Raw genomic sequence first — 21188 nt, 5'->3', positions numbered from 1 at the left:
CCGATATGAACGTCGTGCCGTTATCCCTTCCGCCACCCTCCCTGCTGGAACCGGTACCCCTGCGTCTTGCGGGCGTGACGTCCACCGGGTTCGCGATCATGTTCCTATTCTTCGGCGTGGCCGGGGGTTGGGCGGCGCTGGCGCCGTTGGACAGCGCCGCGGTTGCGCCGGGCGTTGTCAAGGTCGCCGGCGACCGCAAGCTCATCCAGCACCTCGAGGGCGGCATCATCGCGGAGCTGAACGCCGCCAACGGCGATATCGTCAAGGCGGGCAAGGTCCTCGTCCGGCTAGACGACACGCAGGCAAGGGCGCAGCTCGACCTGATCCAGAACCGGATAGCAACGCGTGAGGCGCTGGCCGCGCGTCTGAGGGCTGAGCGTGACGGCAAGGCCGAGATCGCGTTTGATCCGGCGTTGCTCGCAAACCCCGCCACTGCCGTAAGGGACGCAGTGGCCGCACAGCGTGACGTGTTCGCGGCGAAGCACCACAATCTGAAGGACGAGCGGGAAATCCTCAGCCAGCGCCGTCAGCAGACCCAGGAAGAGATAACGGGACTTGAGCAGCTTATCGTCACCAAGGACACGCAGATCGAGGCAATCGAGGGTGAGACCAAAGACCTCGAGAGCCTGCTCAAGAAGGGGCTGACCACCCGCGAGCGGAACCTGTTGCTCAGACGACAACAGCAGGAAATCGAGGGGGAGCGCGCTACCAACGTCGCGGCGATCGCTCGTGCCAGAAGCGCCATGGCCGAGATCGATATGCAAATCCTGAACCTCGGAACTGTGCGGCTGAACGAGGCCGTCGAGGAGTTGAGCAAGGTCGAGGCGGAGTTGTTTGACCTCAGACAGGAGGAGCGTGCCGCCAGGGACGTGCTTACCCGTACCGATGTCGTCGCACCAGTTGACGGCATCGTCATGGACCTGAAGGTCCACACGGCGGGCGGTGTCGTGCAACCCGGCGAGACATTGATGACAGTCGTGCCGCTCGAACAGCAACTCGTGGTCGAGGCTATGGTCAAACCGGAGGATGTCGAGACGATCGCCGCCGGTCAGCCCGTGCGCGTCAGCTTCCCTGTCTTCGCCCGCTATAACCTGCCGCCACTCGAGGGCGTCGTGGAGACCGTGTCGGCCGACCGCATGGTGGAGGAGCGTAGCGGGGCGCCGTATTTCGCCGCGACCGTGTTGATCGACAAGGGCGAACTCGCCAAGCTGGAGGGCCGCAAGCTGCTGCCCGGCATGTCGAGCGAGGCGATGATCCGGACAGGTGCTCGCACCGTGCTTGCTTACCTCGCCGAGCCGATCACGCAGAACTTCCGCCGGGCAATGCGGGAGAAATAGCCGCAGGCCGTCCAAGCCTTCTTTGTCTGACCGGACAAAGACCGCCGACCAGAGCGTTTCACCGTTTCACGGAAACGGCGAACCGCTCTATCTCTTTGTTTTTACGCAATTCCGGACGGAAAACCGCACACACTTTTCCTGGAATTGCTTTAATTCCCCGGCCTGCGTCGCCACCCAGGCCACAAGTCCGCCGCCATGCGCGGACCTGAAGCAATCCGTCCCACTGCGCTCAGCCTGACGACAGGCCAGGATCAGGCCGCTCGGCTGGCCCACAGCACCCCACGCTCGAAGATGGTGCGCATTTGCGGGACGGAAAACTCATCCGCGGTGTGGCCGAGCGCGCTGAAGAAGACGCGGCCCTTGCCGTAGCGGCGCTTCCAGACCACGGGCATGACGACGCCGTCGATGAAGTCGAGATGCTCACCGCTGAACGTCGTCGTCGCCAGCACCTCGTTGCTCGGGTCGACATGCATGTAATACTGCTCGGAATGGTAGGCGAAACCCTCGATACCCCTGACGATCGGATCGTCGCTGATGATGTCGACACGGTAGTCGATGATGTCGCCGGGGTGCGCGACCCATTGGCCGCCGGTCATGAACTGATAGGCCGGCTCGTTGCGAAAACTGTCGCCCATTGTGCCGTGGAAGCCGGCAAGGCCGGTTCCGCCGTTGACGGCGGCGGTGAGGTTTTGCAGCTCCGGTTTCTCGATCGTCGACATGGTGATCACCGGCACGATCAGATCGATGACCGGGAGCTGCGGATCGGCGAGCGCGGATGTGCCCTCTTCTATCCGCACCTCGAAGCCATGCCCGGTCAATATCTCGCTGACGACAGCGGCGCTGCGGGCCGGCGTGTGACCCTCCCATCCGCCCCAGAAAATCAGTGCCGTCTTGCTCATGCTCGTCTCTCCTTTGGTCGGCAATATTGATAGGCAAGCGGAACGCTTTTGTCTTCCCTTCCATGATGGGCATTCTGGGACGGGCATTTCTGGTCGGAAATCACGACCCGGCGATGAATTCCGTGGATGAGGACCGATTGGCCGCGCTGGCGTCTTGTTTCAATGCCGGGCTGCACTCAAATCAGCTGTCTTCGCGTTTGCGCAGACATCGGTCCGATCCGCCGCAACCAGCCGGAGCCTTCCGGGGAGACCGCTCTATGAGTTTCGACCAGACGACTGTCGCCGCTTATCTGGAAGTCATCACCATCAACCTTGTGCTGTCTGGCGACAATGTCGTGGTGATCGGCATGGCGGCCGCAGGCCTTGCCAAGGCGTTGCGGCAGAAGGCGATCATCGCCGGCATTGCCGCGGCGGCGGTGATCCGCATCGTCTTTGCGGTGATCGCGGTGCAGCTGCTTGAAATTCCGGGCATCATGCTGGTCGGCGGCATGCTTTTGTTCTGGGTGTGCTGGAACATGTTCCAGGAGTTGCGCTCGGCCGGCGACGGCGAGGACGTCGACAATGAAGCCGCAGCACTTGCGACGGCGCGGCCGGCCAAGGCGCTGCGCACCGCGATCCTGCAGATCGTCGTCGCCGATGTCTCGATGTCGCTGGACAATGTGCTGGCCGTGGCGGGCGCCGCCGCCCACGACATGAATGCGCTGGTGTTCGGTCTCATCCTGTCGGTGGTTCTGATGGCGGTCGCCTCGACGCTGGTGGCGGCGCTGCTTGCCAGGTATCGCTGGATCGGCTGGCTCGGTCTGGCAATCATCGTCTATGTCGCGGGAAATATGACTCTGGACGGCGTCGAGCAGATGAGAACGGTCGGCTTCCACGCGCTGCTCTCGCCAGTTGCAAGCTAGATCCTCCTGGCGATCAAATGATATCGAAAATCCGCCCTGGGTTGAGAATGTTGTGCGGATCGAACGCCACCTTCAGCCGGCGCATGGCTGATAGTTCGGCGTCGCTGCGCACGAGGTTCAGCCATTTCTTCTTGTCGAGGCCGATGCCGTGCTCGGCCGAGACGGCGCCACCGCATGCCGCCACGCCGCGATAGATGATCTCATAGGCGGCCGCCGGTTCCGTGGTGTCGACCTGATAGTGCAGATTGCCGTCGCCGAGATGGCCGAAGACGTAGATCTCGGCGCTGCTGTCGACGGCGTGGATCGCGGCTTCGGCGTTGCGCAGGAAATCCGCCATGGCCGCCAACGGGATGCTGATGTCGACGCCGAGCATTCCCTCGATCGCAAACAGGAATCGGTTAGCCTCTTCGCGCACATCCCATAGCGCACGGAATTCGCGTGGCGACTGCGAGACGACCACGTCGTCGACGATGCCGTCCTCGACCGCCTGCATCAGCACCGAAGCGAAACGCTCGCCGTCCAGCTCGGCCTGGCTGCCCTGGATCTCGGCCAGCACATAGACGGGCGCGCCGACAGGCAGCGGCGCCGGCGCCGCCATGCCGGCAATCATGGAGCCGTAGAGCGGCGAGAAATTCACCTCATAGGCTGACAGCAAGGGACCGAGCCGCTGCTTGAGCAACCCCAGCAACGCAATCGCCGCTTCCAGCGAGCCAAGGGCGCAAAAGGCGGCAACCTCGGTGGCGGGCTTGGGATGCAGCCGCAGGCAGGCGCGAGTAACCACGCCCAGCGTGCCTTCGCTGCCAATGAAAAGCTGGTTGAGATCGTATCCCGAATTGTCCTTGGCCAGGCCACGCAACGAAGTCAGGATCGAGCCGTCAGCAAGCACGGCCTCCAGCCCCAGCACCTGGGCGCGGTACATGCCGTAGCGCAGCACGCGAATGCCGCCGGCATTCGTGGCGATGTTGCCGCCGACCGTCGCCGTGCCGCGCGCGCCGATATCGACGCCGAACATCAGGCCGGCTGCATCGGCCGCTTCCTGCACCATTTGCAGCGGCGCGCCGGCCTCTGCGATGATGGTTGCCGCGGCGCGGTCGGGCGCTCCGACCGCGGTCATGTGCTCCAGCGACAGCACCGCTTCGCCCGGCTGCACGCGCGCGCCGCCTGCCAGCCCGGTGCGGCCACCATGGACGACCAGCTTCTGGCCGATACCACTGCATAGGCGCAGGATTTCGGCGACGTCGGCGGCGTTGCGCGGACGCAAGACCAGTTCGGGCTGGCCGCCGCCCTTGCCGGAGAGGTCGTCGCTGTAGCGCGGATCGATAGCATCGCCGATCACAACCGCGGCGGCATCGAGCCGACGATAAAGCTGAGAAAGAAGCCGATCGATCTGTTGTGTCATGGTGCCTGGACTGTTTCAGCGCTCTTTGTGACCGAGACTTTGATGCGCGACAATTTTCGCGTCAATTGAACAAATTTACGCACGGTATAATCTGTCATTGCGCGTTGAACCCACTGACGTTTCCTGTAAATTTCGTCTGCCGTTGCGTGGCGGACGCGCCGGCTGCAGGACCCTGGGCAGCGTCAAGGGATGACCGAGGTTCTGGCGCGTGCCAGACGAGGGATTGAATGCCGATGACGCACAAGACGATGGAGGATTTCGCCCGCTCCTGCGGCGTCTCCAGGCCGACGCTGTCGAAATATTTCGACGATCCGACCAGCGTCAAGCCGGCAACGCGCAAGCGCATCGAAGAGGCGTTGCGCTCATCCGACTACCAGCCCAATCTGTTTGCCCGCAACCTCAACCGCAAGCGCACCCGCGCCATCGGCATTGTCGTACCGACGGTCACCGACCCCTTCTATTCCGAAATGGTCAGCCGCATCGAACTTCGGCTGCGCGACGAGGGCTACTGGCCGATCGTCATCTCCTCGCATGGCTCGACCGAGCTCGAAATGGAGGCGACACGTACCATCCTGTCGCTGAAAGTTTCGGGCGCGCTGATCGCGCCGCTCGGCTTGCGCTCGGACCGGCGCACGCTGGAGAAGCTGACTCAGACAATGCCGGTCGTCTATTTCGATACCTATCTCGAAGGCGGCACGCCCTTTGTCGGCAACAACAATGCCCAGAGTGTCTCGACCATCGTCGACTATCTCTGCCGCTCCGGCGACGCCCCGGTCTATTTCGATATCCCGCATGTCAATCACAATTCGCCGGAGCGGCTGAGCAGCTATGTCGACGCCATGCATCAGCTTGGCCAGGACCCGGTGGTTATCGGCAACACCCGAGACTACACATGGGATTTCGAGCGCATCGGCTACGAGCAGATGGAACAGATGCTCGGGGCCAGCGGCCTGCCGGGCAAGACCAGAGGTCTGCCCGGCAAGACCGGGGGTCTGCCCGGCAAGACCATACTGTGTGCGAATGACCGCCTGGCCTTCGGCGTGATGGCGGCAGCCTTCGCGAAAGGGCTGAAGATCGGCCGCAAGGCCGATTGCGACCTGCGTATCGCCGCCCATGACGACCATCCGCTGAGCCGCTACACCTGCCCCGCACTGACCACCATCGCGCAGGATTTTGCCGCCATGGCGGGGCGCAGCGTCGAGACACTGCTCGCTTTGCTCAACGAGGATAGGGCAAACGTCGCGCCGAAGGTCAGCCTCGACGCCGCCCTGGTGATGCGTCAGTCCGCTTGAGCCTTTCCAAAGGCAGGATCGAAGCTTCGCCACGCGGCAATGGCGGCGGCAACCGCCTGTCTCGCTGCCGGGCCGTGACGGCCCATCGAGACGAAGCCGTGGATCTGACCGGGCCAGTGTTCCAGTACGACCGGCACGCCGGCCTGCTGCAGACGCCTGGCATAGGCCTCGCCTTCGTCGGCGAGGATGTCGTGACCGGCGATGGCGATGAAGGTGGGCGGCGCACCGGCGAGGCTTTCCGCCTTCAGCGGTGAGGTACGCCAGTTGCCGATGTCGGCGGCATTGCGGATATAGTGGTCGCGGAACCAGGCCATGGTCGAGGCGGTCAGGCCAAAGCCTATGGCGAAGCGGCGATAGCTGTCCGTCGTCTGCCCGGCATCGGTGTTGGGATAAAACAGCAGCTGCGCTGCCGGCGGATTTTTGTCCCCCCGCGTGAGCAGGCCGAGCACCGTGGCGAGATTGCCGCCCGCGCTGTCGCCGGCAACCGCGATGCGGGCAGCGTCGATGCCGAGTTCGTCCGCGGCGCTTTGCATGAAGGCAAGTGCCGCTCGGCAATCCTCTATTGCCGCCGGGAATTTGTGTTCCGGCGCCAGCCGGTAGTCGACGGAACCGACGACAGCGCCTGCCTCGTTGGCGAACCAGCGGCAGATCTCGTCATGCGAGTCGAGATTGCCGATCACCCAGCCGCCGCCATGGAGATAGAGCAGCGCCGGAGCGCCTGCCGAAGGCGCGCCCTGCCCGCGATAGATCCTGAGCCTCAGCGGATCGCCGGGTCCGGCGATGATGCGCTCGCTGAGTGCTGCGACCGGTTCACGCTCGCCTTGCAGGTTTGGGAAGCCCTCATTGTAGGCGCGGCGCGCCTGTTCAGGCGTTCCCGTTTCGAACGGCGGCGCGCCGGCCTGGCTGCCGAGCTCGAGCACATGCCGGGCCTCCGGATCGAGTGTCGGCAGGGACGGTGGCAATGTCACGGACGAACCTCCCGTCAGGCAAGCAGGGTTGCCGCTTCGTCTTCGCCAAGCAGCGGCGGCTGGTCGACCGTGCCGTTGACGGCAACCGAGCCGCGGCTTTCGCCGGAAGCCAGGATCGCCTCCATGATCTCCAGCACGTGCAGCGCCAGCTCGCCCGAGGCGCGCGGCTTTCTGCCAGTGGCCAGCGCGCGCGCCAGATCGGCGACGCCGAGCATGCGGTAATTGGCACGGTCGGGCGCGGCATAGGGCCAGTTGCGGGCGCCGTAGAGTTCGCTCTCGCTGGCGAAATCGGCCCAGTCGGCGCCACGTTCCGACAGCGAGACCGTGCCGCCGAACGTGTCGGGATCGGGCAGCCTGAGCGAGCCTTCGGTGCCGTGCAGTTCGATCGGATGGTTGGAGTGTTTGAACACGTCCCAGGAGGCGCCGAAGGTGACGGTGGCGCCGGAACGGAATTCGAGCAGCGACACTATGTTGGTCGGCGTGCCGACCTTGAACGTCGTGTTCTTGAACGGCCCGTCAGCCGTGATCAGCCTCTCCTCCTGGCCGCGCGTCGCCATCGCCATGACGCGCTCGACCGGCCCGAGCAGATTGACCAGCACGGTCAGGTAATAGGGACCCATATCGAAGACCGGGCCGCCACCGGGCTGATAGTAGAATTGCGGATTGGGATGCCAGTGTTCCATGCCGCGTCCCATCATGAAGGCGGTGCCGGTCACCGGCTTGCCGATGGCGCCGTCATCCATCAGCCGGCGAGCGCGGCGGCCGGCGGCGCCCAGGAATGTGTCCGGCGCCGAGCCGATCAGCAGGCCGCGCTTGGCCGCCTCGGCGACAAGCCGGCGGCCGTCGGCGGCAGAGGTTGCCAGCGGCTTTTCGGTGAAGACATGCTTGCCCGCCGAGAGCGCTGATAACGAAATGTCGAAATGCGCCGCCGGGATTGTCAGGTTCAGCACGAGGTCGATATCGGGGTCGGCCAGCAGCGCGTCAACGCCGAGGGCGCGGATGCCGTATTCCCTGGCGCGCAGCTCGGCCATGTCAGCGGAAATGTCGGCGCAGGCGCGTAGCTCGACACCACCGAAGAGCGCTGCATTGCGCAGATAGGTCATCGAGATGTTGCCGCAGCCGATGACACCGATGCCGAGCTTTGTCTCTGATTTTCCGTGCATTTCCAGCTTTCCTCCGAAGCCAAGGGCATGCTGCGCGAACCGTTGCAGTTCCCACGATCCCCCAGCAATCCGCTATACAGGATTTTAAATGTTGACGCGCGTAAAATTTTTATAGAGCTTATGAGAATTCTGGCGCGCACTGGGAGGCGGCCAGCGTGAGGAGGAGAACATGACCTGCATGAAAAACGGCCGACGGCCGCTGCGAAGCCCGTGGGTGATGCGCGTCTTCCGTCGCGCATCAGAGACCGGGACGGCTTCAGGCATAGATCACCTTGGCCCCGACCCTATCAAGCTCGCTGCGTATTGGACCGGGCAGGCCATCGTCGGTGATCACCACATCGACGGCCGACAGCGAAAATGCCTTGGACGTCCCGCTGACGCCCCATTTGCTCGAATCGGCGAGCAGGACAACGCGCCGGGCCATGCGAACGAGGTTTCGCTTCGTCCGCGCCATGTCTTCGTTCACGTCGACCACATCCAGTGACGAGTCTATCGCATGCGCTCCAACAAATACCTGATGCGCTACCAGGCCGCCGAGAGCCGTATCGGCATCGGTGATCAGCGTGCTCACCGTGTCGGGATAGACCCGGCCGCCGATCATATGAACGTCGAGCCCGGGACGATGCATAAGATGCTGCACGATATTCATGGCCGTGGCCGCGACCACGACATTGCTGAGCGGCGGTAACTGCATGGCAAGCTGCATCAAGGTCGAGCCGCCGTCGAAGATGACCGATTGGTTGTCCTCGAACAGGTCCAGCGCCGCCCGGGCGATGCGCTTCTTTGCGTCGAGGTTCGTTTGCATCCGGCGGGCGAACGCGGCCGTCGTCGAATCGGTGGTCCGGGTCACCGCCCCTCCACGGGTCTTGGTCAGCAGTCCCTTGCGGTCCAGTATTTCGAGGTCGGAGCGCACGGTGACCTCCGACACGCCAAACCCGTCCGACAGGTCCTTGATGCGAACCTGTCCGCTGCGTTGCACCTCGCCCAGGATCGATTGGCGTCTCTGCTCCGACAACATTGCCCTGCCCTTGCCTGCCTGCGCCGAGCAATCGCGCCGGCCTCGGCTCACCTTACCGGAAATATGCAGATTCGAAAGCTTTCGAAAGATTGTTTTTCTTTTTTCTTTCGGAAACACTGGATCGAGCATTTTTAAATCAACCGATCAGGGAATTTTGGACTCATGAGCCTAGGAACCAAGGTGCGCCTCGCGCGCCTCTTCTCGCATCCATCGGGGAACCTTTTTGGCGGCGCGGTCGACCACTTCGTCGGCTATGGCGACGTGCGCAAAGGCGGCCTTGCCGACCTGCCGGGTGCGCTCGCACGCGTCATGGCGGGCAAACCCGACTACGTCAGCATCCAGCCTGGCACCGCGCGCCATCTGTGGCCGCAATATGCGGGCAAAGCTTCCCTGGTGATTCAGGCGGGCTGCTTCACCGCGGACGATCGCATCAGCGAGTTGATCGCAACGCCCGAGGACGCGGTGCGCGCGGGGGCCGATGCGTTGGCCGTGGCCATTCCGGTGCGCGGCGCGACGGAGGGCAAATACATACGCTGGCTGACCGATTCGGTGAATGCGGCGGCCCGCTACGGCATGCCTGTGGTGGCGCATATCTACCCTCGCGATTTCACCGACGGAGCAAAGATCGTCTTCACCCCCGACGAGATCGCCTATGCGGCGCGCATCGGTTACGAGTCCGGCGTCGACGTGATCAAGATCGGCTACACCGGCGATTTCGAGTCGTTCCGGGAGACCGTCCGGACCTGCCCGGTGCCGGTTGTCATCGCGGGCGGTCCAAAGACCGATACGCTGCTCGGCGCGCTTCAGCAGACGGCGGACGCCATCCGTGCCGGCGCGCACGGCGCCGTGGTCGGCCGCAATCTCTGGGGGCACGGCGATCCGGAGAAGGCAGCGCTTGCCTTTCGCGGCGTCATCCATGACGGCCTTTCGGCGCAAGACGCCCTGGCGAAGGCGGGCGCCTGAACGATGCCCACCGTCCCCGCCACCCTCGGCTTCGGCGCTATTGCGATCGACGACATCGTCTACGTCGATCAGCCATTGTCGGCGGGCAAGGGTAAGGTTCTGCAAAGTACCCGCGCCTTCGGGGGAAATGTCGCGACGGCGCTGGCCGCCGTCGCGCGGCTCGGCGGAACCGCCGGGTTCGTCGGATGGCTGGCCAGTGCCGCGGACGACGCGGTGCAGCTCGATCTCGTGGCGAGCGGTATTGAAACCGCATTCGCGCCGCGCCATCCCGACGCGCGCCCGGTGCACTCGCGGATCACCGTCGGCTCGGACGGGGAAAGGTTCATCGCGTATGACGACGATGCGATGCTGGGCACCGCTCCGGACTTTCCGGACGATATCCTCAGCCGCGCGACCGTCCTGATCGTCGATAGCTATGCGACCGGGTCGCTGGATGTAGTGGCTCGGGCTCGCGATCTCGGCCTTGCGATCCTCGGCGATATCGAATGGAGCAGCGGCCCCGCCACGGAGCGGCTGATCGCGCTCTGCGACCATCTCATTCTTCCACTTAGCTTTGCACGCACTGCCACTGGGCGCCGATCGCCTGCCGAGATGCTCGATGCCTTGTGGTTGCCATCGCGATCCGCCGTGGTTCTGACCGATGGAGGCAGGGGTGTGTACTATCGCGGCCGTGAAGAGACAGGTCTCTGGCACCTGCCCCCGCACCGGGTTGCGGTCGTCGACTCCACAGGCGCGGGTGACTGCTTTCATGGCGCCTATGCCCATGCGTTGACGCGCGGAGCCGACACCGCGGGCCGGATCGCATTCGCGGCCGCGGCGGCGGCCGTTTCGATAACGGGGCGTGGCGGGCGCGAGGCGCTTCCGACCGAGGACCAGGTCACGCAACTCCTGGCATCGGCGAACGCGCCGTCAGCAGTCGACCTGAAAAATGCGCATGTGGATGCTGGAGCATGAACTGAAACGATCCGACGAAACATTTCGCAGGCGAACACAAGCCCAGGAGAATCATAAAAATCAGGGCTTATACTTGTGGAGGGAGGAATATGGCAGAAGTCATTCTTGAGAAGATCTGCAAAACCTACGGGAACAGTTTTCGCGCAATCGACCAGTTGAACCTGTCGGTCAAGGACGGCGAGTTCTTGATCCTCGTCGGGCCTTCCGGCTGCGGCAAATCCACGGCGTTGCGAATGATCGCGGGGTTGGAAGACATCACCAGCGGCAGCCTTCGGATCGGCGGGGTCGACGTCGTCGACATGCCGCCCAAGGACCGCGACATCGCGATGGTGTTCCAGAGCTACGCGCTCTACCCGCATATGACGGTATCCGAAAACATCGCCTTTTCGATGCGGCTGGCAGGCAAGCCGAAGGCCGAGCGCAAGAAGCGCGTGGACGAGATCGCCAAAACTCTTCAGCTGACGTCTTTGCTGGACAGCAAACCCGCGAACCTGTCAGGCGGGCAGCGTCAACGGGTTGCCATGGGCCGCGCCATGGTGCGCGAGCCGGCCGCCTTTCTCATGGACGAGCCGCTTTCCAATCTGGATGCGAAACTGCGTGTGCAAATGCGCGCCGAAATCACCAGCCTGCAAAAGCAGCTCGGCGTCACGACCATTTACGTGACCCACGATCAGATCGAAGCGATGACGATGGGCGACAGGGTCGCGGTGCTGAAAGGCGGTGTGCTGCAGCAGGTCGACACACCCAAGAGGCTCTATGAATCGCCGGTTAACGCCTTCGTTGCCGGCTTCATCGGCTCTCCTTCGATGAACCTTTTCGAGGCGACCCTGAAGGGCGGCGAGCTCGCTTTTCGCGACTTCGCCGTCCGGCTGCAGGATGCAGCCTTCGTGCGCAGGCCGGCCTTGAGGTCGTATGCGGGGCGCAAGGTCGTGTTCGGGATCAGACCGGAGGATCTTTATGACAGCAGCCTTGAATCCGGTCGCAAGTATCAGACGATACCGGCCAGGGTGACCTCGATCGAGGAACTCGGCTCCGAACAGATCGTCCACATGAACATCGACGCGGTCCGGGTGGACTCCGGCGATCCGGATGCGGTGGACGATTTCGGCCTGGCATCGAACGCGGTGGCGAGGTTCGAGCCGATCAGCGCCGTCCGCTCCGGCTCGGAAATCCGGTTGGCCGTGGATGATGCCAAGTTCCATTTCTTCGATCCCGAAACGCATCTGGCGATCTGAAGATCTGCGGAAGACCGCGGGCGGGAGCGAGGTGCCTGCGGAAGATACAAGAAGGCTTCTGAATGAACAGACGACCGTCCGCATTGTGCGGCCGATCTTGAAGAAGGAGGAGAAAATGATGTTTCGGATACGACCCGCGATGCTGAAAATAGCCGCGGCCGCATGGTTGCTTGGTGCAACCGGCGCCATGGCGGACACGACGCTGGAATTCACCCAATGGTGGGAGCCCGAATTGCCGGCGGGATCGCTCAGGGCAATCATGAACGACTTCGAGGCTGCAAACCCCGGCATCAAGGTGACGCTGGTCAGCGGTCCCTATGCGACCACGCGAGACCAGATCTCGGTCGGCGCCGCAACCGGAACGCTCAGCGACGTCGTCGGTCTCGACGGCGCCTGGGTGAACAATCTGAACGCGCAGGGTGCGCTGGCCGACATGAACCCGATGATGGATGCGAGCGGGTTCGACAAGACCCAGGTCGCGGATATCATCAAGGTGGACGGCAAGGCGGTGATGTTTCCCGTGGCTTCGTTCGTCTATCCGGTCTTCGTCAATCTGGACCTCGCCGCCCAGGCAGGCGTGACCAAGCTGCCGTCGACCCGCGCGGAGTTTCTCGAAGCCGCCAAGAAGATGACCCATGCCGACAAGAACCAGTATGGCTGGGTGCTGCCGCTGTCGCTGCAAACGCCGTCCGGTGTCCAGAACGACCTGATGTCGTGGGTCTGGGCCTCGGGTCAATCGATGATGGTTGAAGGCAAGCCGGCTCTCGAGGGCAAGCCGGTCGTCGATATGCTCACCTTCGTCAAATCGCTGAACGACGCCGGCGTCATCTCGCCCGGCATTGCCACCAAGACCGAGCAGGAAAAGGTCGAGGAATTCGTCAACGATCGGGTCGGAATGATGATCGACTCGCTCGCGCATGTGAATCTCATCCGCAAACGCAATCCCAAGCTGAACTTCGACCTGATCCCGGTTCCGGTCGTGGCGGACTACAGCGGCAAGCGCGGCCTTCCCTATGCCTCCTGGGGCATCGGCATCTCTGCCGCCTCGAAACATCAGGATGAAGCCTGGAAGCTCGTCCAATATCTGATGAGTGAAAAGGTGAATGCCAAGCTCGTGTCGCTTGCAAACGCCTTCCCGGGGAACGTCAACGCCAAGCCCGATTTCGTGACCTCGGACAAGGCTTTCGCCAAGGCTTTCGAAATCTTCAAGACCGGCTATCTCGCCAACGAGTTCACGGGCCTGCCGGTGGCTGAAGACCTGATGACCCAGTTCGACGTGGAGGCTCAGAAGATGCTTGCCGGCGAGCAGTCTCCGGAACAAGCCGCAACCAACGCTCAAAAGGGCTGGATGGCGAAATTCTGAGCGGCCCATTGCCCGTTTGCTATCTTCCACCGGGTGGCCCGGCCTCGCCAGGCCACCCGTCAACAACGGATCGGCAATTTGAGATGGACCTTTTTTTGAAGCGCACCTTCCTCTTCAAGGCACATCCCAGGGGTCGCACATGACCGGGCAGAAGCGCTCCCACCATCGACTGAAACGAGCGGTCGCACCCTATCTCTATCTGTCACCCTCGCTCCTCATAATCGGCCTGTTGATGCTGCTGCCGATGGTGACGGTGATTGGCTATTCGTTCCAGAACAGCGCGGTGCTGCGTCGCGACCCGTCCTTTGCCGGATTGAAACACTACCAGGCGATCTTTGCCGATCCGGTGTTCTGGGCCTCGCTGTGGCACACGCTCTACTTCACCTGCATGAGTGTCGTCTTCCATATGACCATCGGCATGCTCTTCGCACTCATGCTGAACAGCGACCGCATCAATCCGACGCTGCGCAATGTCCTGCGCGTGCTCTACATACTGCCCTGGCTGTTCACCGCGGTAATTATCGCGGTGATCTGGCGCCTTCTGCTTGAGCCGAATGGTGTCGTGAACAGTGTTCTCATGCAGATGGGCATCATCGGTTCCAAGGTCGAGTGGTTTTCCTCGCCCGCGACCGCGCTGCACGCCGTCACCTTCGCCAATATCTGGGCGGGCTACCCGCTTTTCATGGTCAGCCTGCTCGCAGGCTTGCATGGCATTCCCAAGGATTTCTACGAGGCCGCCGATATCGACGGCGCGAAGGCCTACCAGAAGCTGATCTTCATCACCATTCCGCAGCTGATGCCGATCATCATCAGCATCTCGCTGCTCGACTTCATCTGGACCATGCAGGTCTTTCCATTGATCTGGATAACGACGGGTGGCGGTCCGATCTACTCGACCGAGGTCCTCAGCACCTACACGTACAAGCTGGCGTTTTCGAGCTACAACCTATCGCAGGCCTCGGCGAGCGCCGTGGTCATCCTGCTGATCTCTCTCGGCCTGACGCTGTTCTACATCCGCTATCAAAAGGCTCGGTAGTCACATGAGGAAAAGGCACACGCCGAAAGACAGGCTGATCACCGCCGCGCTCCATGTCGCGCTTGCCGCAGGGCTCTTTTTCGCGGCCTTCCCGATCTACTGGATGCTGAGCAGCTCGTTCAAGTCGAACACCGAAATCTTTGCCCTGCCGCCAACCATCCTGCCGAAGGCCTTCACTCTGGAAGCGTATGCGGCCATCCTGGGCGACCCGGTAAAGCTGCGCTTCTTCTTCAACAGCTACTTCGTTGCCGGAGCGGTGACCGTGCTGACGGTGCTGATCGCCTTGCTGGCGGCCTATGGGTTCAGCCGTTTCAATTTCCGCGGCAAGGGCAGCCTCAACACTCTCATCATCAGCACGCAGACGATCCCGCCGATCACGCTTTTGATCCCCTTCTTCGGGCTTGTCGTCTCGTATGGCATCTTCGACACCTATGTCGCGCTGATCCTGACCTATCTGGTGTTTACGCTGCCCTATGCGATCCTGCTGATGACGGGATATCTGAACACCTTGCCCCGCGACCTCGATGAAGCGGTGGCTGTCGACGGCGGCACCAGTTGGACCGCACTGTGGCGGGTGATCGTCCCGATTTCACTGCCTGGTATCGTGGCGACGTCGGTCTACACTTTCCTGTTGTGCTGGAACGAATTTCTCTTTGCGCTGACACTGACGAAGTCGACGTCCATGCGCACCGTCCCGATCGGCATCCAGTTGTTGATGGGGCAACACGCCTTCGAATGGAACCAGATGATGGCGATGAGCGTGCTCGGCTCGCTGCCGCTCCTGGTCATCTACCTGGTTGCCCAGAGGTTCTTCCTCGCCGGCATGACCGCAGGGTCGGTCAAGTAGGATGTCCCTCCAACGGAGGTGGATCAAGGAATGAAAGGATGACCGTGAAAGACCTGAAAGTCGGCTGCCAGACCTTTACCTGGGAAATGCTCGGCGACCGTTTTGCCGGCGGCCCGGACGATCTGCTCAAGGCGATCGCCGATGGCGGCTATGCCGGCATCGAGATCACCGACACGATGATCGGCCGCTATGCCGGCAAGCCGGCGGAGTTCGCGGCCGCGCTGAAATCATCCGGACTGACGCTCGTCTCCTTCGCCTTCGGCTCGAAGAGCGGTTTCACGCTCAGGGATGAGATCGGCGCCGACCTCGAGACCGCCAAACGCTGGATCGACTTCGCCGCCGCCTTTCCCGGCGCGCTGGTGTCGATGGGCTCGGCCACGATCGTTTCCGACGGGCCGCGCGACGGCAAGTTTGCCATCGCCGCCGAGGTCTACAACAAAGCCGGCGAGCTCGGGCGCGAGGCCGGCGTCCAGGTCGCGGTGCATCCAAGCTCGCATCACAACACGCTGCTGTTCGACCGCGCCGACTACGACCGCATCTTCGGGCTGCTCGACGCCTCGCTGGTGGGCTGGGTGCCCGACACCGGCCACATCTCGCGCGGTGGCCAGGACATGGCGGATACGCTCACCACTTATCGCGACCGCATCCGCTATTTGCATCTGAAGGATGTCGACGCGAATGGAACCTGGGCGATGCTCGGCAAGGGCGTCTGTGACACGGCGAAGGTGATCGAGATCGCTGGTGCTGCACCCAATTTCAACGGCTGGCTGGTGCTGGAGGAAGAGTCCGAAACGGCCGCCGCCGACCCTGCCGGCGCCGTCAAAACCAACCGCCAGACAATGCGCGGCTACGGAGCCTGAGACGATGACGACGAACAAGCCCCTGTCCGGCCCCGCCGCAATTGCCGCCCTGCCGCGCAACCGGCTTATCGGCGAGTTTTCGCTGTGGTCGGCCGACCTCGCCAATATGGAGCGCGATTTGAAGCGCATCGAGACCCATGCCGATGTCCATCATATCGACGTCGCCGATGCCCGCTTCACCCCTGGCTTCCTGTTCTTCCCGGATCTGGTGGCGCACATCGCCAAGCTCACCGCAAAGCCTATCCATGTCCATTTGATGGTCGAAGCCGAGATCGTCGAGGAACAGACGCGCCAGTTCATCGAGGCCGGCGCCGACCTGATCAGTGTGCACGCCGAAAACGGCGAGACCGGTCTGCGTGCCGTGAAACTGGCGCGTGAACTCGGGGCCGAGGCCGGCGTGGTGCTGCGGCTGGAAACACCGGTCGCGGCCGTCACGCCGTTCCTGCCGGAAGTGGCGTTCGTGACGCTGCTCGGCACTTCCATCGGCGTCAAGGGCCAGAGCCTGTCCGATCAAGCGTGTCCGCGCCTGATCGAGGCGCGCGCGCTGATGCGCAAAGCCGGCCGCGAGGCCGACATCGTGCTTGCCGCCGATGGCGGCATCCGCCACGAGACCGTGCCGCTGCTGCGCGCCGCAGGTGCGGAGACCGTGGTGCTGGGCTCGCTGGCCTTCGGCGATCCCGACCTTGCCCGGCGCATGGCCTGGCTGCACGGGCTGGAGGTCGCCGCCTGATGACCAAGCTTGCGCTCGCCTTCGATCTCGGTGGCACGGCGCTGCGCGGTGCGCTGGTCGAGAGCGATGGCCGTATCGTCGCTCATGCTTCGGCGCCGACGCTTGCCGGTGCGGGATCGGAGGCGGTGATCGGCCAGATCGTCGCTCTGGCAGGCACGCTGCTTAGGGAACACCCGCAGGCAAACGTCGCCGGCATCGGCGTCGGTGCGCCGGGGCCACTCGACCCCAAGGCGGGGATCGTCATTGCGCCGCCAACGCTGGCCGGCTGGCACGACGTGCCGCTGATCGACATTCTGGGGCGGCATTTCGGGCTGCCGGTGCGGCTGGAAAACGACGCCAATGCGGCGGCGCTCGGCGAATGGCGTTTTGGCGCCGGACGCGGCAGCGGATCGCTGGTGTTCGTGACCGTATCGACCGGCATTGGCGGCGGCGTCGTCGCCGATGGCCACATCTATCACGGCAGGCGCGGACTGGCGGCTGAGATCGGCCACATGACCATCACCGGCGAAGGCGACCGCTGCTTCTGCGGCGCCATCGGCTGCTTCGAGGCTGTCGCATCGGGAACCGCGCTTGGCCGCCGCGCGACGCGATTGACCGCGCCCGGCGACGGCTCGCTCTTACGACGGCTGTCAAATGACGGCGACGTCTCGGCCAGGCATGTCGTAGAGGCTGCCAAGGCCGGCGACGCCAACGCTCTCGACCTGATCGAGGCGGAAGCACAATGGCTGGGCATCGGCTTCACCAATCTCTTGCATCTCTATTCGCCCGATCTGATTGTCATGGGTGGCGGCCTTTCCAACGGGTTCGACCTTCTGGCACCGTCGATCAGAGCGGTCATCCAGCAGCGGGCGATGCCGGCCTATCGCGACGTGCCGATCGTGCAGGCTGAACTCGGCGACCGCGCCGGGCTGATCGGCGCTGCCAGCCTGATCCTCTGGGAAGGCGAACCGGGTGCGCCGCTGGCGATGGCGCAGGACGACAAGGACAGAGGCGCGACCGCCGATGCCACGGAGGCACGCCATGGCTGAACTCGAGCTGCGCGGCGCGCGCGAAGATGGTGAATGGTCCAGTTTGAATGCAGCGCCAAGGTCCCCGAAGAGGACCCCTACCCTTCGCGATTCCAGCTGGCGTATTTTCGGATCGTTTGCCGCTTGTCTTCCGACAAGCCAACAAGGAGATTCTCCTCGAGATAGCCTTGCCGGATGAGATTGGCGAAGACCTGTATTAGCTGTGAATAGCGATAGTCGAACATCTGGTCGATCTTCCGTCGCTGCTGCCGCAGAAAGTCTTCGACATCCCATATTTTGGAAGGCGTTGCCGCAACGTGGGCCCTGCTCTTGAGTTCAGCCAACGTCTTGTCGAGCGCCACCTTCAGCGCTGCGTCATAGGCAGTGCGGGCGACTTTCTTTTCGGACGGAGACCATTTCTCACCAGCGGTCATCGACTGTCTCTATCGTGTTCGCGGCGGCCGTCATCCGGTAACCCTGGGACGCAGGACCCCGCCTTTGGCACCAATCTACTTTCCGCAATGGTGATCGTTGACCTTGTTCAGCGCATTCGCGTCCGGCCCGACCCGGTCGTAAGAGCACGGGCCGGCCGCCGTGGTGATCAGCATTTTGTCATAGTAGCGCGGGCCGCCGAACAGGGCGTAGATGAGGTCGCGATGGGCGGGGACGTAGCGTTCGGGTTCTGGCTGACGATGGCGATGCTTGTCCTTGGCGACACCCGCTGTGGACAGGCTGCAGCCGACAGCGAGAGCGAGCATGCAGGTCGCAAAGATCTTGGTGGTCATCGGCAGTACCCCTTCTGACGGTTCGGAATCGCAGCATATCCAAAAGCGCCTGCCGAACAAAGGTTCCCTCGCCGGCATTGCCGGCCGGTGCCGAAATCAGCCCGCACTGCGCGCCCGCCGCCTTTCCGCCGCAACCAGCAAGTCGACGAAGGCGCGCACCTTGGCCGGCCTGAAGCGCGCCGGCGGGAAGACGGCGTGGATGCCCCCGGACGGCAAGGTCCAATCCGCGAACACCCGCACCAGCCGTCCCCGCGCAATGTCGTCGGCGACACTGTAGTCCGGAAAGATGCCGAGGCCGATGCCGGCCAGCACGCAGGACAGCACGCCCGGTGTCTTGTCGCAGCTGACGACAGGGTTGAGTTCGGCCAGCACCGTTTCCGTGCCCCTCGAGAACAGCCATTGGCCGACCCCGCGCAACTGGGCGTTGCCGACCCAGGGCAGCGACTTCGCCTGCCTGGGGCTGGCTTCCCCAGGCAGCCTGGCGGCCAGTTCCGGGCTGGCGACGACGAATTGCTGCAGGCTGCCCAGCCGCCGCGCCAGATTGCTGGAATCGGCAAGCCAGCCGACGCGGATGCCAAGATCGACCTGCTCGTCGACCAGGTTGCTGACCGCATCGTCGAAGATCGTCTCGACCCGCATTTTCGGGTATTTTCTGATGTAGGCGGCGATGGTCGGCGCCACGACCCTCTCGCCATAATCGAGCGGCGCCGTCAGCCGCAGCGTCCCCGTCGGCTGCGCCGCTCGCTGCGAAATGTCGCCATAGGCTGCCTCCGCCTCGCGCAGGATGATCGCGGTCCGGTCATAGAACAGACGACCCTCTTCGGTCGCCGTCACGCGCCGGGTCGTGCGCCGCAACAGCGTAGCGCCAAGCTCTTCTTCGAGCTTGCCGACCTGATGGCTGACCACAGCCTTGGCAACATCGAGACGGTCGGCAGCGGCCGTGAACGAGCCGGTCTCCACCACGGTGGCGAAGTAGACGAGCCGGTTGAGATTGAGGAGTTCGGTCACAGGCCGCTCATTGTCTGGTTTTATCAGACAGTTTGTATGATTGATCGCTATTTTTCGCAAGCGGTCCAGCTGTCATCTATCGGGCAACAGAATGAGGCCGCCATGACCAATGCAACCCTAACCTATCTTTTCGACCCGCTCTGCGGTTGGTGCTATGGCGCCACGCCGATGCTGGATCGACTGGCCGCCGGCGGGACCGCGCTCCAACTGCTGCCGGTGGGGCTTTTCTCCGGTGCCGGCGCGCGGCCGCTGGATGCTGGTTTTGCCGCCCACGCCTGGGACAATGACCAGCGCATCGCGCGGCTGAGCGGACAGCGCTTCAGCCAGGCCTATCTCGACAATGTGCTCAATGTCAGCGGCACCTTGCTCGATTCTTCCGCTGCCACCATGGGCATCAACGCCGCCGGGCTGGACGACTGGCGCAAGGAACTTGCGGCACTGAAGGCGATCCAGCATGCGCGCTATGTCGACGGCCGCGATATTGTGACGGTTGACGGCGTCGCCGCGGTACTGACCGACGCCGGCATGAGCGACGCGGCAAAGCTTTTGAAAGCGCCGACGCAGGCGTTTCTGGCGAAGCATGACGACCTGGTCAGCCGCGGGCGGACATTGTTCCAGCGGCTGCATGTCAATGGCGTTCCTGCGCTCGCGGTGATCGGCCAAACGGCGCCGCGCCTGATCGGCGCCAACGCGCTGTTCGGCAGCTACGACAATCTCGTCGCTCACATCGAGGCGGCGTAGTCCCAGAAATTCTCCCCAGACGAAATTCTCCCCAGACGAAAGGAAAATCCCCATGAAAATCGCACTTATCGGCGCGTCCGGCCAGGTCGGCTCGCGCCTGCTTAAGGAACTCTCCGATCGCGGTCACAGCGTCACCGCCATTGCCCGGCATCCAGACAAGATCGCGGCACTTCCGGGCGTGACTGCCAAGAAGGGCGACGTCTTCGACAAGGATGGACTTGCCGCCCTGATCAAGGGTCATGACGCGGTGATCTCCTCGGTTCATTTCCTCGACAGCGATCCCGATACGCTCATCGCAGCCGTGCGTGCTTCCGGCGTCAAACGCTACCTCGTCGTCGGCGGCGCCGGCAGCCTTGAGGTTGCGCCCGGCAAGCGCCTGGTCGACACGCCGACCTTCCCTGATATCTACAAGGCCGAGGCGCAGAAGGGCGCCGACTTCCTCGACACGCTGTGGACGGTCGACGATCTCGACTGGACCTTGCTGTCGCCTTCGGCGCTGTTCGTCGCCGGCGAGCGGACCGGCAAATACCGCATCGGCAAGGACACGCTGCTGACGTCCGACAAGGGCAGCAGCATTTCCTTCGAGGACTACGCCATCGTCATGGCCGACGAGATCGAAAAGCCGGCGCATATCAAGCAGCGCTTCACGGTCGGCTACTGAGCGCACTTCATTGACAGGCG

22 protein-coding genes are annotated in these 21188 nt (G+C 63.2%); 14 read left to right on the top strand and 8 right to left on the bottom strand.

All coding sequences use genetic code 11. The annotated features are described in order from the left end of the window. The first annotated feature begins 5 nt into the window (after positions 1 to 5). The gene (locus NLY36_RS24370) at positions 6 to 1337 is read left to right on the top strand and encodes an HlyD family type I secretion periplasmic adaptor subunit (RefSeq protein WP_286461547.1); all 1332 of its coding nucleotides are present in this window, start codon (positions 6 to 8) and stop codon (positions 1335 to 1337) included. A gap of 251 nt (positions 1338 to 1588) precedes the next feature. Here NLY36_RS24370 and NLY36_RS24365 read toward each other — a convergent pair whose 3' ends face one another. Next, positions 1589 to 2236: a ThuA domain-containing protein gene (locus tag NLY36_RS24365; protein WP_023735655.1), complete on the bottom strand. Its 648-nt coding sequence runs from the start codon at positions 2234 to 2236 to the stop codon at positions 1589 to 1591. Positions 2237 to 2493: 257 nt separating this feature from the next. On the opposite strand from NLY36_RS24365, the gene NLY36_RS24360 reads away from it, so the two are divergent. Beyond that, on the top strand, positions 2494 to 3138 hold the full coding sequence (locus NLY36_RS24360; RefSeq protein ID WP_023687004.1) for a YjbE family putative metal transport protein: 645 nt from the start codon (positions 2494 to 2496) through the stop codon (positions 3136 to 3138). A gap of 13 nt (positions 3139 to 3151) precedes the next feature. Here NLY36_RS24360 and NLY36_RS24355 read toward each other — a convergent pair whose 3' ends face one another. Next, positions 3152 to 4537 carry an FAD-binding oxidoreductase gene (locus NLY36_RS24355; protein WP_031249121.1) on the bottom strand — a complete coding sequence of 462 codons (1386 nt, stop codon included), beginning with the start codon at positions 4535 to 4537 and terminating at the stop codon, positions 3152 to 3154. A 227-nt stretch (positions 4538 to 4764) separates the two neighbouring features. On the opposite strand from NLY36_RS24355, the gene NLY36_RS24350 reads away from it, so the two are divergent. Then, entirely contained in the window at positions 4765 to 5829 is a 1065-nt protein-coding gene (locus tag NLY36_RS24350; protein WP_031249122.1) for a LacI family DNA-binding transcriptional regulator, read from the top strand. Here NLY36_RS24350 and NLY36_RS24345 read toward each other — a convergent pair. From NLY36_RS24345 to NLY36_RS24335, 3 genes are all read right to left on the bottom strand, one after another. Then, positions 5817 to 6797 (bottom strand): alpha/beta hydrolase, encoded by a 981-nt coding sequence (locus NLY36_RS24345; protein ID WP_245260221.1) that lies wholly within the window; start codon positions 6795 to 6797, stop codon positions 5817 to 5819. The two genes, NLY36_RS24350 and NLY36_RS24345, sit on opposite strands and share 13 nt — an antisense overlap. Positions 6798 to 6811: 14 nt before the next feature. Then, positions 6812 to 7960, bottom strand: a complete 1149-nt coding sequence (locus NLY36_RS24340; protein WP_023695262.1) for a Gfo/Idh/MocA family protein — start codon at positions 7958 to 7960, stop codon at positions 6812 to 6814. Between the two features lie 256 nt (positions 7961 to 8216). Next, positions 8217 to 8978, bottom strand: a complete 762-nt coding sequence (locus tag NLY36_RS24335; protein ID WP_023704789.1) for a DeoR/GlpR family DNA-binding transcription regulator — start codon at positions 8976 to 8978, stop codon at positions 8217 to 8219. A gap of 162 nt (positions 8979 to 9140) precedes the next feature. On the opposite strand from NLY36_RS24335, the gene NLY36_RS24330 reads away from it, so the two are divergent. The 9 genes from NLY36_RS24330 (at position 9141) to NLY36_RS24290 (ending at position 17994) form a co-directional block, all read left to right on the top strand. Continuing rightward, a complete protein-coding gene (locus NLY36_RS24330; RefSeq protein ID WP_023682642.1) occupies positions 9141 to 9941 on the top strand; it encodes a beta/alpha barrel domain-containing protein in 801 nt (266 codons plus the stop codon). A 3-nt stretch (positions 9942 to 9944) separates the two neighbouring features. Next, positions 9945 to 10895: a PfkB family carbohydrate kinase gene (locus NLY36_RS24325; protein WP_023695260.1), complete on the top strand. Its 951-nt coding sequence runs from the start codon at positions 9945 to 9947 to the stop codon at positions 10893 to 10895. Positions 10896 to 10984: 89 nt separating this feature from the next. Beyond that, entirely contained in the window at positions 10985 to 12130 is a 1146-nt protein-coding gene (locus NLY36_RS24320) for an ABC transporter ATP-binding protein (RefSeq protein ID WP_023686996.1), read from the top strand. A gap of 115 nt (positions 12131 to 12245) precedes the next feature. Further along, positions 12246 to 13493, top strand: a complete 1248-nt coding sequence (locus tag NLY36_RS24315) for an ABC transporter substrate-binding protein (protein WP_023735657.1) — start codon at positions 12246 to 12248, stop codon at positions 13491 to 13493. A 139-nt stretch (positions 13494 to 13632) separates the two neighbouring features. After that, positions 13633 to 14529, top strand: coding sequence for a carbohydrate ABC transporter permease (locus NLY36_RS24310; protein ID WP_023695258.1), 897 nt, complete (start codon positions 13633 to 13635; stop codon positions 14527 to 14529). Between the two features lie 4 nt (positions 14530 to 14533). Continuing rightward, positions 14534 to 15376, top strand: a complete 843-nt coding sequence (locus NLY36_RS24305; protein ID WP_023682646.1) for a carbohydrate ABC transporter permease — start codon at positions 14534 to 14536, stop codon at positions 15374 to 15376. A 38-nt stretch (positions 15377 to 15414) separates the two neighbouring features. Continuing rightward, a complete protein-coding gene (locus NLY36_RS24300) occupies positions 15415 to 16236 on the top strand; it encodes a sugar phosphate isomerase/epimerase family protein (RefSeq protein ID WP_023695257.1) in 822 nt (273 codons plus the stop codon). A 4-nt stretch (positions 16237 to 16240) separates the two neighbouring features. Continuing rightward, positions 16241 to 16966, top strand: coding sequence for a ribulose-phosphate 3-epimerase (locus NLY36_RS24295; protein ID WP_023695256.1), 726 nt, complete (start codon positions 16241 to 16243; stop codon positions 16964 to 16966). Next, positions 16966 to 17994 carry an ROK family protein gene (locus tag NLY36_RS24290; protein WP_023735659.1) on the top strand — a complete coding sequence of 343 codons (1029 nt, stop codon included), beginning with the start codon at positions 16966 to 16968 and terminating at the stop codon, positions 17992 to 17994. The genes NLY36_RS24295 and NLY36_RS24290 overlap by 1 nt, the downstream gene beginning before the upstream one ends. A 77-nt stretch (positions 17995 to 18071) precedes the next feature. On the opposite strand, the gene frp is transcribed toward NLY36_RS24290, so the two are convergent. From frp to NLY36_RS24275, 3 genes are all read right to left on the bottom strand, one after another. Further along, positions 18072 to 18407: a fluorescence recovery protein gene (gene frp / locus NLY36_RS24285; RefSeq protein WP_023709990.1), complete on the bottom strand. Its 336-nt coding sequence runs from the start codon at positions 18405 to 18407 to the stop codon at positions 18072 to 18074. 75 nt (positions 18408 to 18482) lie between these two features. Further along, the gene (locus NLY36_RS24280) at positions 18483 to 18758 is read right to left on the bottom strand and encodes a hypothetical protein (RefSeq protein ID WP_023732219.1); all 276 of its coding nucleotides are present in this window, start codon (positions 18756 to 18758) and stop codon (positions 18483 to 18485) included. A gap of 96 nt (positions 18759 to 18854) precedes the next feature. Further along, entirely contained in the window at positions 18855 to 19766 is a 912-nt protein-coding gene (locus NLY36_RS24275) for a LysR substrate-binding domain-containing protein (RefSeq protein ID WP_023735660.1), read from the bottom strand. A gap of 102 nt (positions 19767 to 19868) precedes the next feature. Here NLY36_RS24275 and NLY36_RS24270 point away from each other — a divergent pair, with 102 nt between their 5' ends. Together NLY36_RS24270 and NLY36_RS24265 are read left to right on the top strand one after the other, a co-directional pair. Next, positions 19869 to 20507 (top strand): DsbA family protein, encoded by a 639-nt coding sequence (locus tag NLY36_RS24270; RefSeq protein ID WP_023735661.1) that lies wholly within the window; start codon positions 19869 to 19871, stop codon positions 20505 to 20507. A gap of 52 nt (positions 20508 to 20559) precedes the next feature. Continuing rightward, positions 20560 to 21168: an NAD(P)-dependent oxidoreductase gene (locus tag NLY36_RS24265; RefSeq protein WP_023735662.1), complete on the top strand. Its 609-nt coding sequence runs from the start codon at positions 20560 to 20562 to the stop codon at positions 21166 to 21168. The last annotated feature ends 20 nt before the right edge of the window (positions 21169 to 21188 follow it).

The sequence above is a fragment of the Mesorhizobium sp. C399B genome, assembly GCF_030323185.1.
GTDB lineage: Bacteria > Pseudomonadota > Alphaproteobacteria > Rhizobiales > Rhizobiaceae > Mesorhizobium.
Note: the sequence above shows the minus strand (reverse complement) of the source record. Positions and strands in the feature narration are given on the sequence as shown.